Origin of the sequence: Ruoffia sp. FAM 20857 (assembly GCF_045528645.1) — a bacterium.
Taxonomy (GTDB): domain Bacteria; phylum Bacillota; class Bacilli; order Lactobacillales; family Aerococcaceae; genus Ruoffia; species Ruoffia halotolerans.
In genome coordinates this window covers 52,043-64,890 of sequence record NZ_JBGQRB010000007.1, presented here as the reverse complement: position 1 = coordinate 64,890, position 12,848 = coordinate 52,043, and the positions used below count along the sequence as shown (strand labels likewise).

Below are 12,848 nucleotides of genomic sequence, written 5' to 3'. Positions count from 1 at the left end.
GTGCACGTTGATTGGCACCTTCATGGGTATCCTGAGCTTGGTATTGATCTGAAGGGCATCGTTTAAGTTCTCTATAAATCGTTGACCGATGGCGCCCGATTAATTGGGCAATGCGATTAATTTTATAGCCTTCTTGATAGAGTATTTCTATTTTTGAACGTTCCTCTATGGTAAGATGTGTGTAGCTCATAACAGACCTCCGTGTTTATGTTTTTGTCGTTACTAACATTTTACACGAACCTGTTATGGGTTTCTTTATTTGTCGCACTTAATTTTACAATTCATCAATTAAATAAAGCTTGTCTTTAAATGAATCTCCATGAATTTGTTCATATAAAGTAAAATATTCTTCAAAAGTTATCTCCGAACTCGTACCTAGCAATTCAAATTCTACATCAAATAAATTCACAATCATATTTAATTGTTGGAAGCCATTCTTCTCGTAAAATTGCAGGCGTCGTAAGCGTTCCTCTATGATACCTTCATCCGTTTGAACAACTTCAATTTCTAAGCAAATATTCATGTCATGATATTTTTCTTTAAGAAGTGATAAAACTTTTGAACCATAACCTAGGCTGCGATATTCAGGAGAAATTGCAAAGTATTCAACAAAAATTAATTGAGAACTTTTTAAAGTTGAAATCATACCAATAAAGCGTTCGTCTTCAGTAATTGCGAAGACTTCAGCAAAACCAGTTTCTTGATGTGAGAATAAAGATTCAAAAGGTTTGCGTTCATACGAAGGAAAGGCATTGATATATAAAGTTTCCAAATCATCTGCCAAAGGTGAGTGAATGGAATTGATACGTTGGATTTTCATGTTATAAACTCTTTTCTAATATATTTATTCTATTATATCTTTAATTGAAAAGGATTTAAAGAGTCTACTTTTATTATATTTTCATAAAGATAATCAGCAAGGGGATCAAATTTGTTTCATGTATGGTAAAATAGGTGAACATTTTAATAAATTTAAATTGTTTAAGGAGGTATAGATATGGAATGGATTAAATTAATAGGTATTGTCATTATCATATTAGGTTTTATTCTAAAATTTGACACAATCGCAACTGTTGTTGTCGCAGGACTTGTTACTGCATTAGTATCAGGCATTTCATTCACAGAATTTTTAACGATACTCGGAGAGGCATTTACGAACCAGCGTTTTGTAACCTTGTTCTTCTTAACTTTACCGATGATCGGCTTGTCAGAGACGTTTGGTCTAAAAGAACAAGCGATTCGATTTATTGAAAAGATTAAAGGACTCTCAACAGGTGGCTTGTTTACAGTGTATCAAGCGATCCGTGAATTATCGGGATTTTTCTCAATTCGACTTGGTGGGCATCCACAGTTTGTGCGTCCATTGATCTATCCAATGGCAGAAGCAGCAGCGGAGTCAGATACGGATGGTAAATTAGATGAAGACGACGTTGAGAAAATTAAAGCACGCGCATCTGCAGCGGATAATTATGGTAACTTCTTTGCGCAAAATACATTCGCAGGATCTGCCGGAATTCAATTAATCAGTGCAACATTGATTGACTTAGGTTTAAACGGTAACCAAAGCTCATTAGCCATTGCGTCAATCCCAATTGCAGTGATTGCATTAGTATTAGCTGCCATTTTCAACTGGCGTTTTGACCGTCAATTACGTAAAAAAGCGAAAGCTAAAAAGTAGGAGGAGAAATCAATGGAACAATTTGCAAGTACAGTTTTAGAAATTATGTATATCGTCATTGGTTTACAATTACTTTATACAGCTTACCGTGTATTCAACGATGAGACGAATCCTACACGTATCGGAACGACATTATTTTGGGCGACTCTAGGAGTCCTATTCGTTGGTGGTAGTTATATTCCCAATATCATTAATGGAGTATTAGTGTTGATCATTGGGGTAATTACTTTATTCAAACAAGTATCGATCGGAGAAATCAAAGCCACACCGGAAAAAGAAGTTAAAGAGAATGCTGACAATACAGGTAATGGTATCTTCTTACCCGTCATGACTTTAGCGATATCTTCATTATTGATTGCCCAAATTTTCCCAGCATTAAGTCAATCGGTCTTAGGTATTGGAGCTTTAATCGGGACGATAACACTATTATTCACTATTCGTCGTGGACCAAAAACATTGCTTCCAGAAAGTGATCGCATGATTCAACAGGTATCAACAACAGGTATTTTACCTCAATTGCTTGGTGCTTTAGGTACAGTATTTACTGCAGCAGGTGTTGGAGATGTTGTGTCTGGACTTGTTCAAGGAGTCATCCCAGCTGAAAGTCGATTCTGGGGAGTTTTAGTATATGTCTTAGGTATGGTGTTATTCACAATGGTTATGGGGAATGCCTTTGCGGCCTTTACCGTTATTACGTTAGGAATTGGTGTGCCATTCGTATTCTCACTTGGTGCGGATCCAATTATTGCAGGAGCTTTAGCAATGACTGCTGGTTTTTGTGGGACTTTAATGACCCCTATGGCTGGTAATTTTAACGCATTACCTGTAGCATTATTAGAGATGAAGAGTGAATTTGGAGTCATTAAAGACCAAGTTCCATTCGCGTTTAGTATGATTGTAGTGCATGTAATTTTAATGTACTACTTACCATTTATCTAACAGGAGGCGTTTTTATATGAAAATTTTAGTAACAGGATTCGATCCATTTGGTGGCGAAGCAATGAACCCTGCCATTGAAGCAGTAAAATTATTACCAGATACAATTAAAGGTGCAGAGATTGAAAAATTGGAAATCCCAACAGTTTTCCACAAATCTGCAGATGTTGTCCGTGAGAAAATGAATGAATTCAAACCTGATGTTGTTTTAAATATCGGTCAAGCGGGCGGACGTATGGGCTTAACACCAGAACGTGTCGCAATCAATCAAGATGATGCCCGTATTCCTGATAATGAAGGAAACCAACCGATTGATTTAGCTATTCAAGAAGACGGCCAACCAGCTTACTTCTCAAAATTACCAATTAAAGCAATGGTAGAAGCGATGAAAAATGTAGGCATTCCTGCCTCAGTATCAAACACAGCTGGAACTTTTGTATGTAATCACATAATGTACCAAACACTTTACTTAGTTGATAAAGAGTTCCCAGAAGTAAAAGCAGGATTTATGCATATTCCATTCATGACTGAACAAGTATTAGATAAACCAAATCAACCCGCAATGTCATTAACTGATATGGCTCGTGGAATTGAAGCAGCGATCAAAGCAATTGTTGAATACAATGATAAAGACGATATTCAAGTGATCGGTGGAGCGACGCATTAATTTTTAACTCGGTAAGGCAATCTGATATACTTAGATTAACAAACTTACGAAAAGAGGAATGGACATGTCAATATTTGATCGATTAACAGGAAAAGCAGGTAAAGTCGATAACGCGAGTGCTATGAATGTGATTCAAGATATTTTAACGTCAACAGAAGAAGTTGTTTCAACATACAAATTGATTCGTGACTTTATTGTGTTCACTAACAAACGTCTTATCTTAATTGACATCCAAGGAGTCGGAAGCAAGCGTGACATCCAAAGTGTTCCGTATAAATCAATTAGTCGTTTCTCAATCGAAACGGCAGGGACAACTGATTTAGATGCTGAAATTGATATCTTCATCTCGAGCGCTACGGAACCGATTATTCGCTTAGAATTAGGTCGTAATCGTGACAATTTAAATGAAATAGCCCGTACCTTAGCTGAAGAAATATTAGGTTAGACAAACAAAAGGACTCATTTACCTGGTTAAACGGGTAAATGAGTCCTTTTAATATAATTTAATCACTTTAATCACCGTGACCGCTTTACTTCTACAGCCATTTATTCCGTTTAAACAGCCAGTAACCAATTAACACTAAAATTAGAGTAGTAATACCAATGATAATCATTGAAGATGCAGCCTCTTCACCTGGCACAGGAACGTTCATTCCCCAAGCGCTGGTTATAATGGTTGGAATTGTTAAAATAATGGACCATACAGTTAATACGCGCATAACTTGGTTCATATTATTATTGACCACATTCGATAAGATATCGCTCACTTTTTCATTGAGTTGCTTCAATTCATGCACCATGCCACTCGCTTGATGCAATTCAACATTAACATCACGCAGATGCTGCAAGTCATTATCCTCAATATCTAACTGGTTAAACTGTTCTTTTAGATGTTCTAGTACATCCCGATCATTATTAATGGCTGAATTAAAGAAGACGAGCGCTTTATTTAATTTCATTTGCGTGTAAAAGATTTCATTTTTTGTAGACTCTGTGACATCTGATTCTAAATCCCGAATTTCTCGGTCGATTTCCTCTAAAAGAATAATGAATAATCGGGCGATAAACCATAGTATATTCAATACTAGGCCCAACTCATCTAAGCCGTTAAAAGAATTCAATCTCATTTCTGTAATGTGATTGAGAGTTTTTAAGGAATCGATACTAGTGACAATGACTAAACCAGGTTTAAATACAATGGCGATAGGGGCAGTACGATACACGTCACGGAAGTCTTGTGTTCGCTCTTTAAAGGGGTAGTTAAAGAGTACCAAGGTGTATAAATCTCCATCATCGCCTTTATACGACTCCCACCGGGCAACTTCGTAAGAATCTAGACCACTCGTTATAAAATCCTCAGGAATATCAAATTGATCAAGCATCTGTTGAATTTCCTGTTCATTCGCTTGCCATAAATGATAGAAATCATACGATTTATCTTCTTGATTCTTCCCATAAGCCATTGTGTAATGTTCTAGCATGTCGCTCCTCCTTAAGTTAAATTATTCCACCAAATGACCAACAACATTCCGACGTGGTTCTGAACCCCAAAATGTCCAGAAATCTAATCCAACCACTTCCCCATTTTCTTGAGTCGAAACGGGAGCGCTTTTATTTATACTAATAAATGAAAAAGCCATTACAAAGGTGATTAATAAATTAATAATTTTTTTCATTGTAAATCCTCTTTAAAATTTATGAAACGGTGACAAACATAATTTACGATATAAATCGGTGCGCTGAACATTAATAACAAACCTAGACCAGGCTGGAAAAATGCGGTCACTATTATAATCAAATGCGCTAGTATTATCAGTAATGACATAACAGGATTTTTAATCGTTAGTAAAAATCCAATTATTATAGATTTCTTCAATGTAACTGAATGATTTGCAAAAATATAAAGTGAAAAATGAAAAATACAGTAAATTATGAGACTAAGAAAAATTAAAGCATATTTAAATGTGATAACGAGCGGACTCTGAGTTGTAATTGAATTAAGAATGAGTAAATCTAATCCAATGAGTAAAATAAAAGGGAGAGAAATCGAACCAAATTTAAGGCTTTTTCTCCACAGTTGTTTAAAAGCGATTTTAAATCGAAATAATAACGATGAATTCGCTAATTCATTATTGGAAAAATAGCCATCGATCACATGAACTAATGCGAAAAGAGTTATCAAAGGTAAACTGAATAAAATAAATAGTCAATTTACGGAAACTAGAAAAGGTAAAAAACTAATAAGTTTATTTTTATTTAGACCTACCCCTTTCGAAGATTAGATTTCCAAAAATTAATACCTATTAAAAGATAAGCATCACTATTGGAACATAGCGTAAAGTGAATGCAATTAAAATAAGAAACACTCAAACGAACACTTTAATGTATTGGGATTACTTTTAATTTTTTTAAAACACCTTTTGATAATTAGTCAAAATATCCTATGTTAATTATATCAATATAATAATATGAATGATTATTAATTGATAACAAAAAAACTGAATAACTTATCGTTACTCAGTTTAAGGTACCTATACTTTATTTAATGTTATAACCATGTTCTTTTGCTAGATCAATGTATTCTTGTAAGTCGCGTTTAAATACCCAATTTGTGAATGATTCAGAAAGTACTTCACTTGCTGTACGGTATACTAATGAAGGGATGTTACGAATACAGTAGACAAAGATATCGTCCACTTTAAGTAATGGTTCATCATAAGTTGTCTCTTTACTGAATTCAACGGCTTCACCAGGTTGAGCGGCTAAATCAACAACAAGCGTTCCTTTTTTCATGTTTTTAACATGGTCATAAGTTAACATATGATTTGTTGGATCAGTTACCGCAATTCCGTTAATAATCACATCGTATTCACTATAAGTTTTATAAAATTCATCTAAATTACTACGGTAGAACATACGAATATTATCAATAGCACCAAGTTTAGATGCAGCATTCATCGCACCTTGAGATACATTTCCCGAACCAAGAATTGCGATATTCGTTGTCGAACTGAACAGTTTACCGTAACTTAACATTGAATGAATGGTACCTACATAACCTGCGGTAACGCTGTTTTTGTAAGTAAAGTTACTTCGGATAAATGGAATAGGTTCAATCTTATCTTCAAAAGCAATGGTTGGTTGTGTGTTATCAATATTTAAGATGATTAAATGTTTATCAGTTGCGACCCCTTCCATGAATGCTTTACCTTTGGCTTGTGGGTGGATCCAGCCAATGATAATTTGGTTATCTTGTAATAAATCATATTCCTCTTCCGGTATACCTTTCATCGAGTAAAGAGCATCTGCTTGCTCATAGACCTCTTTACGTGAAAGTATTGTACAGCCTTTATCTTCATATTCTTTATCAGTAATTTCTAAACTTTCACCAAAGTCAGCTTCGATTAATATATCATTTTCTAAGCCTTCGATGTGTTCTGGTAGTAGAGTAAGTCTCTTTTCTCCAGCATTACTGGGTTTTAAAATCCCTAATTTCATATAATACCTCCTATGTCCCTGTTACATTCTATTATAACCTTTACTAGTAAATATTTCAGTGAATTAAATTATTATAATAAAATTATGAAGATAGTATTGACATATAATATAATTAGATGGTATACTTCTGTTTGTCGTTGTCACGACCAACCACTTTTTTTATTGCCGGGGTGGCGGAACTGGCAGACGCACAGGACTTAAAATCCTGCGGTGGGTGACTACCGTGCCGGTTCGATTCCGGCCCTCGGCATAATAAGCTATCGGTTTATAATAATCCTTACTCTAGTAAAGAGTGAGGATTATTTTTTTGGTTCGTTAAAAAAACGGAGCTTACAATAAAGTAAGCTCCGTTTGTATGTTATGTTAGTTACCATCCACTACATATTCCTCAGTCACTTCTCCGTTTACTAAATGTAACATAGGAGCGGAGTTTACGGCATTATGAAGGTCATCGTATTGGAATGATCCAGTTACGCCTTCGAATTGAATATTTTCCATCGCGTCACGGATCGCTGTTGGATCATCTGACCCTGCTTCTTCGATTGCTTGGAAGATTAAGTGAGCGCCATCGTAACTTAAAGCGTCGAATGTATCGGGTGCATGACCGAAGCGTTCTTCGAATTTCGCAACGTATTCTTGGGCACCAGGATTGTCACTACCTGTATGGAAGTGCGATGTAAAGTAAAGATCAGTAGCGTTTTGGGCGCCAGCAATTTCAGTTAAAGTATCACTTGCGAAGCCATGTCCACTTAGAATTGGTTGCATTAGACCCATTTCACGTGCTTGGCGAACGATGATTCCAGCTTCACTGAAGAAGGCGGGGACATATAAGACATCGAAATCAAGGGCAGCAATTGAAGTGAGTAAGCCCATAAAGTCTTGCTCGCCATCATTATAGAACACTTCATCAACAACTGTTCCGCCTAAATTTTCAAATTCTGCTTTGAAAGGCTCAGCTAAACCAACCGAATAGTCTTTTGATTGGTCAGTAATAACCACTGCATTGGTTGCGCCTAATTCGTCCATCGCAAACCTTGCAGCTGCGTTTCCTTGGAATGTATAAGTAAAGGCTAAACGGAAGATATTACTGATAACTTCACCGTTCTCATCTAAAGCTAAATCGTCTGCTGTTCCTACGGGATATATAGTTGGTAACTGACTTTCAACCGCAGTTGGACGGGATGCGTAAACTAGGTCAGACGTTGCAGGACCAAAAACTACAGATACACCTTCACTAGCTAAACGAGTCGCAATCGAAGTTGCTTCTGCTTTATTCGATGTGTTATCGTATTCTACGATTTCGACCATTCGACCACCTAAGAGACCGCCCGCTTCATTAACTTCCTCGGCAGCTAATGTCAGATTATCCATCATTGGTACAGCGTATGCTGATCCGACACCAGACAGTTCCAAGTTTGCTCCAATGCGAATTGGTTCTTGATCCTGTGCCTGTGCAGTAGTCTTAGCAGGTGTTAAACTTGTCCCTAAAGTAAGCATTGAAAGTAACGTTAATCCTAGTTTTCTTAATTTCATAATAATAATCCCCTTATATAATATTCAATAGAAAAAATAAAAAGCCCTAATCTATCTTTCGGATAGAATAGGACTATTAAAAAAGATTTTCCTATTCTGTGTTCAAACATGAATAGGACTGAGCAGTTATTCGATTTTTTCGAATAAGCTAAGTCCTGAGGCCGTTAATAATAATAATAATGGCGTTATTTAATTTCATGTTTGATAACAGAAGCATTGGGGTTTCTCCTTAAATTTTAATGATTTCTAATGTAATTCAAAGATATCACATGGAATTTAAATGTGCAAGCATTATTAATGGACTTTATTCGTGCTATAGTTTTATGACAATAAAAAACGGAACTCACTAGAAGTAAGCTCCGTTTATCTGTCTATTTATTAGTTCCCATCAACTTCAAATACTTCAGCTACTTCTCCATCGATATAATGTAACATTGGGGCAGTTTCTACGGCATTATGGTATTCATCGTATTGGAATGCACCAGTGATTCCTTCAAACTGAATATTTTCCATTGATTCGCGAATTGCTTCAGGGTCATCTGTTCCGGCTTCTTCAATAGCTTGGAAGATTAAGTGGGCAGCGTCATAACTTAAAGCATCAAATGTGTCAGGTGATTCACCGTAACGTTCTTCGAATTTCGCAACATATTCTTGAGCGCCTGGGTTTTCACTACCAGTATGGAAGTGAGAGGTAATATATAAGTCTGTTGCATTTTGTGGGCCAGCAATTTCTAATAATGTATCACTTGCGAAGCCATGTCCACTTAGAATTGGTTGCATTAGACCCATTTCACGCGCTTGTCGAACAATGATTCCACCTTCACTAAAGAAACCAGGTATATATAAAACATCAAAATCAAGGGCAGCCAATGAAGTCAATAGACCCATAAAGTCTTGCTCGCCAGCGTTGTAGAAGAGTTCTTCAGTAATTGTCCCACCTAAAGCTTCGAATTCTGCTTTAAAAGGATCGGCTAAACCAACCGAATAATCATTGGATTGGTCAGTAATAACTGCTGCGTTTGTTGCACCTAATTCGTCCATAGCATATCTAGCAGCAGCTTTACCCTGGAAAGAATACGTAAAAGCTAAACGGAAGATATTGCTTATTACATCACCATTCTCATCGATTGTTAGATCATCAGACGTTCCAACTGGATACATTGTCGGTAACTGGCTTTGAATGGCAGAAGGGCGTGATGCATAAATCATATCTGATGTTGCTGGGCCAAGAACTGCTGCTACATCTTCACCGGCTAGGCGTGTCGCAATGGATGTTGCTTCAGTTTTGTTCGAAGTATTGTCATAGTCAATAATTTCGATCATGCGGCCACCTAATAAACCGCCCGCTTCATTGATTTCTTCAGCAGCTAATGTCAGATTATCGATGATAGGTACACCATAAGCTGATCCGTATCCAGAGAGTTCTAAATTCGCACCAATGCGAATTGGTTCCTGTTCTTGTGCATTTGCAGTGGGCATAGCAGGCGTTAAGCTAGCCCCTAAAGTAAGCATTGATAGTAATTTTAGTCCCATTTTTCTTAGTTTCATAATAATAATCCCCTTTTTTAAGTTTCAATAGAAAAATAAAAAGCCCTATTCTATCTTGCGGATAGAATAGGGCTTTTAAAAAGAAAATCCTATTCTGTCAACAAACACGAATAGGACTTGGCATATATTCGAATTTTTATCGAATAAGCTAAGTCCTGACAGCGTCGACGACGACGTTGTTTAATTTTGTGTTTGTAAACAGAATCATTTAGTTTTCTCCTTGAATTTTAATTTTTCTAATGTGATACAAAGATAACACACGGAATTAAAATGTGCAAGCGTTATTAAATACTAGATAATGAATATTATTAATATCATTAAGGAAAACATAGAAAAGGCATATCATTACCCTCAAGTCGGTGTTATAATGACAAATGTAGGTAATCGATTACAATATGAGTATATTCGCAATGTATACCTTTTACAAACTGACAGGTATTTTTAGCCTTAATCGAAAATATAATTAAAAAAATAGTTAATAGAAAAATTAAAAGAAAGAGAATAAAATGAGTGAAAATATTATTAAACAAACCAAAGATGATAAAAAGTTCTTAATTATGGCCCACCGCGGATTCTGGGGTGGGAATGTAATTCAAAATACCCGTCAAGCTGCAATTACCGCTAAAAAAGCGGGAGCAGATATTATAGAGGTCGACGTATGTCGCTCAGCTGACGGCGTGTATTATTTATTTCATAAATTAGTCGTAAGAATGTTACTAGATGTTGATAAAGAGTTTGAAGAGATGACCTCTGAAGAGATTGATTCTTTAGTGTTACTCAATTCAAATGGACAAAAATCTGGCTACCGAGTAGAAAAGTTAGAAGACTTTCTAGATTGGCTTCCAATAAATTATATTGTAAATATAGATCGAACGTCAGATTACTGGGATGATGAAGCTCTTTTTGACATATTAATCAAATCAGGTAAGAAAGAATTATTATTCCTAAAAGCACCAGCTGAACCAAAGTCATTAGAGTTGTTAAACGAAGCGAATGTGAATATACCATTCGTTGCGATTGCCTACGAACAAGCTGACTTTGAACGAGTAAAGTCTTATGAAAATATTCGATTAATTGGTGTTGATTTAAGAATTGATGATTTAAATCATCATTCATTGCTAGAAAGTAATTGGTTAAATAAACTGATTCACCAAGATATGATGATTATTGCCAATTCTGAACACCTTGGTAGAGAGTATAAACTATTCGATGTGCTGGACGATACAGCCGCAATTCTTTGTAGTGAAACTTATGTCTGGAGTATTATGAGAAAATACGGAGTCAACGTCATCAAGACCGATTGGCCTAACTTCGTGAATGATTACCGTAACCGTATTAGAGAAAGAAACTAGAAAAACCGCTAAAGTTGAAAAATGCTTTAGCGGTTTTTTACTATTAATTTTTCAAATCACGGCGGTTATATCCAATGAAACCAAGCGCCGATAGTACAATAGCTACAACGATTATGACAAGTAGAGGGAACCCATCGAATTCCACTGGCGTATGGTAAAAGACAGATAAGTTATTTAACCATTCTGGAAATTCCATAAGTTCACCTAAATAACTCACGATGAAAGAGAATGTTAAGTAAAGCCAAATTAATTGCATGACTTTAGGAATAAAGCCGAGTATGAACGTTGCCAAGCTTAAAAGGAACCATATGCTAGGAACATATAACAAGGCCATTTCAACAAAAGTTACTAGAGATAAAGGTTCGTCCATCACAAGGCTGGCAGGGTAGTAAATACCTATCGCCATTAAAAGTTGCATAATTGCAATAAATACTAAACCGATACAATAATAGGTCAGTAACAACTTCGTGCGTGAAACAGAACGACTGTATATATTTTCCAATCGCCCAATATCTTCCTCATGCTTCAGGCTCGTGATCATCGTAACAGCCGGGATGCCAGTAAATAGCGACATAATCGCGAACAATAATCGTGTAAATTCTTCAGTTAAAGTAGCAGTGTCTAAATTTGGTAGAAAAGCTTGCAAAATATCCATGTCAGCAAAGTACGTTTCAAGATCACCTAAGATTGCACCAAAAGCTGCTGCTATAAGGAAAATTCCTAAAGCCCATGAAATGAGTTTAACCTTTTCTTGACTCCAAACAAAACCTGGTAAAGTTTTTAAGAACCAAGAAGCATTTTTTCTACCTGGACGTTGCGGTAGTAGTCCTTGAAAAATATCGCGACGACGATTTAATATAAAGCCAACGTCAATTAGAATTACTGATCCAACCGCTAATCCAATGATTGGCCACCATTCATTCGTCGCAAACACTTCAGTACGCACAGTCCAACCTAATGGTGAGAAAAGTGACAGAGTTTCATTACTAACGTCACCAACTGCACGAATAAGATATGAAAGAATGAGTACAGTGAAAGCAATCCCGCGAGTTCCACGTGTTGTCTCACTTAATTGAGCAGCGACAATGGTAGCTCCTGAAAAGAATAACCCAGTGGACCCAAGAACAGCTCCATACAATAATGAAGCCTCCCAAGTAAAATCTGCATTATCCATAACACCTAAACCGACCGCAATCACTATTGTTATGACTCCATTGAGTATAAGCATTAATAAAGTCGAAGCGGTAGTATAGGATAATTTTCCAACAGGTAATGATTGAACGAGCTCTAACCGGCCTTCTTCTTCATCCAACCGCGTTGTTGTGCTTACTAATAAAATGTTCATAACAGCCATGCCAATCGCTGTAAATAACAACATCTCTCCAGCAAAAGCAATCGCAGCCGTATAATTCGATGGTGACTGTGCAGGACCTAGCATTGCTGTCATGGCTGGGTTTTGCATTGTAATACCTAGGCCAACTAAGTCGCTTTGATTTTCATAAATCATCGGATAAACGTAAGCCACACTTATAGTTAGTCCAACGATCCCAACCAGCCAAAGAAATATATTTAGCCGATGCTGTCGAAATAATAAACTAAAAATCCGGCCAGTCTCTTTAAAAAGCTGTGTGAGCAT

The 12,848-nt window shown here is 36.4% G+C and carries 13 protein-coding genes and 1 tRNA gene; 6 read left to right on the top strand and 8 right to left on the bottom strand.

From position 1 onward, the window contains the following. Both ACEN4N_RS02975 and ACEN4N_RS02970 read right to left on the bottom strand, forming a co-directional pair. Positions 1–190, bottom strand: a 190-nt coding sequence (locus tag ACEN4N_RS02975; protein ID WP_407093640.1) for a helix-turn-helix domain-containing protein, incomplete at its 3' end; no start/stop codon positions are given. An 84-nt stretch (positions 191–274) separates the two neighbouring features. Next, positions 275–820 carry a GNAT family N-acetyltransferase gene (locus ACEN4N_RS02970; RefSeq protein ID WP_407093639.1) on the bottom strand — a complete coding sequence of 182 codons (546 nt, stop codon included), beginning with the start codon at positions 818–820 and terminating at the stop codon, positions 275–277. Positions 821–997: 177 nt separating this feature from the next. On the opposite strand from ACEN4N_RS02970, the gene ACEN4N_RS02965 reads away from it, so the two are divergent. The 4 genes from ACEN4N_RS02965 to ACEN4N_RS02950 all read left to right on the top strand — a co-directional run bounded on the left by ACEN4N_RS02965 (position 998) and on the right by ACEN4N_RS02950 (position 3,726). Continuing rightward, positions 998–1,678 carry a DUF969 domain-containing protein gene (locus ACEN4N_RS02965; protein WP_407093638.1) on the top strand — a complete coding sequence of 227 codons (681 nt, stop codon included), beginning with the start codon at positions 998–1,000 and terminating at the stop codon, positions 1,676–1,678. Positions 1,679–1,690: 12 nt separating this feature from the next. Then, positions 1,691–2,617 carry a DUF979 domain-containing protein gene (locus ACEN4N_RS02960; RefSeq protein ID WP_407088999.1) on the top strand — a complete coding sequence of 309 codons (927 nt, stop codon included), beginning with the start codon at positions 1,691–1,693 and terminating at the stop codon, positions 2,615–2,617. Between the two features lie 16 nt (positions 2,618–2,633). Continuing rightward, positions 2,634–3,281 carry a pyroglutamyl-peptidase I gene (pcp, locus tag ACEN4N_RS02955; protein WP_138404930.1) on the top strand — a complete coding sequence of 216 codons (648 nt, stop codon included), beginning with the start codon at positions 2,634–2,636 and terminating at the stop codon, positions 3,279–3,281. A 64-nt stretch (positions 3,282–3,345) separates the two neighbouring features. Then, complete coding sequence (locus ACEN4N_RS02950) at positions 3,346–3,726, top strand: PH domain-containing protein (protein WP_138404929.1); 381 nt, start codon at positions 3,346–3,348, stop codon at positions 3,724–3,726. Positions 3,727–3,817: 91 nt separating this feature from the next. Here ACEN4N_RS02950 and ACEN4N_RS02945 read toward each other — a convergent pair whose 3' ends face one another. The 3 genes from ACEN4N_RS02945 to ACEN4N_RS02935 all read right to left on the bottom strand — a co-directional run bounded on the left by ACEN4N_RS02945 (position 3,818) and on the right by ACEN4N_RS02935 (position 6,779). Next, positions 3,818–4,762, bottom strand: a complete 945-nt coding sequence (locus tag ACEN4N_RS02945) for a magnesium transporter CorA family protein (protein WP_138404928.1) — start codon at positions 4,760–4,762, stop codon at positions 3,818–3,820. Between the two features lie 21 nt (positions 4,763–4,783). After that, positions 4,784–4,957, bottom strand: a complete 174-nt coding sequence (locus ACEN4N_RS02940; RefSeq protein WP_171031334.1) for a hypothetical protein — start codon at positions 4,955–4,957, stop codon at positions 4,784–4,786. A gap of 862 nt (positions 4,958–5,819) precedes the next feature. After that, the gene (locus ACEN4N_RS02935; protein ID WP_407093637.1) at positions 5,820–6,779 is read right to left on the bottom strand and encodes a N(5)-(carboxyethyl)ornithine synthase; all 960 of its coding nucleotides are present in this window, start codon (positions 6,777–6,779) and stop codon (positions 5,820–5,822) included. Between the two features lie 164 nt (positions 6,780–6,943). Here ACEN4N_RS02935 and ACEN4N_RS02930 point away from each other — a divergent pair. After that, positions 6,944–7,029: transfer RNA gene (locus ACEN4N_RS02930), tRNA-Leu, on the top strand. 113 nt (positions 7,030–7,142) lie between these two features. Here ACEN4N_RS02930 and ACEN4N_RS02925 read toward each other — a convergent pair. Beyond that, positions 7,143–8,312 (bottom strand): ABC transporter substrate-binding protein, encoded by a 1,170-nt coding sequence (locus ACEN4N_RS02925; RefSeq protein ID WP_138404926.1) that lies wholly within the window; start codon positions 8,310–8,312, stop codon positions 7,143–7,145. Between the two features lie 378 nt (positions 8,313–8,690). Next, complete coding sequence (locus ACEN4N_RS02920) at positions 8,691–9,860, bottom strand: ABC transporter substrate-binding protein (protein ID WP_407093635.1); 1,170 nt, start codon at positions 9,858–9,860, stop codon at positions 8,691–8,693. A 506-nt stretch (positions 9,861–10,366) separates the two neighbouring features. Between ACEN4N_RS02920 and ACEN4N_RS02915 the strand changes: the two genes are divergently transcribed. Then, positions 10,367–11,212 carry a glycerophosphodiester phosphodiesterase family protein gene (locus ACEN4N_RS02915; RefSeq protein WP_407093634.1) on the top strand — a complete coding sequence of 282 codons (846 nt, stop codon included), beginning with the start codon at positions 10,367–10,369 and terminating at the stop codon, positions 11,210–11,212. 43 nt (positions 11,213–11,255) lie between these two features. Here the strand turns inward: ACEN4N_RS02915 and ACEN4N_RS02910 are convergent, their stop codons facing one another. Continuing rightward, the gene (locus tag ACEN4N_RS02910; RefSeq protein WP_407093633.1) at positions 11,256–12,848 is read right to left on the bottom strand and encodes an ABC transporter permease; all 1,593 of its coding nucleotides are present in this window, start codon (positions 12,846–12,848) and stop codon (positions 11,256–11,258) included.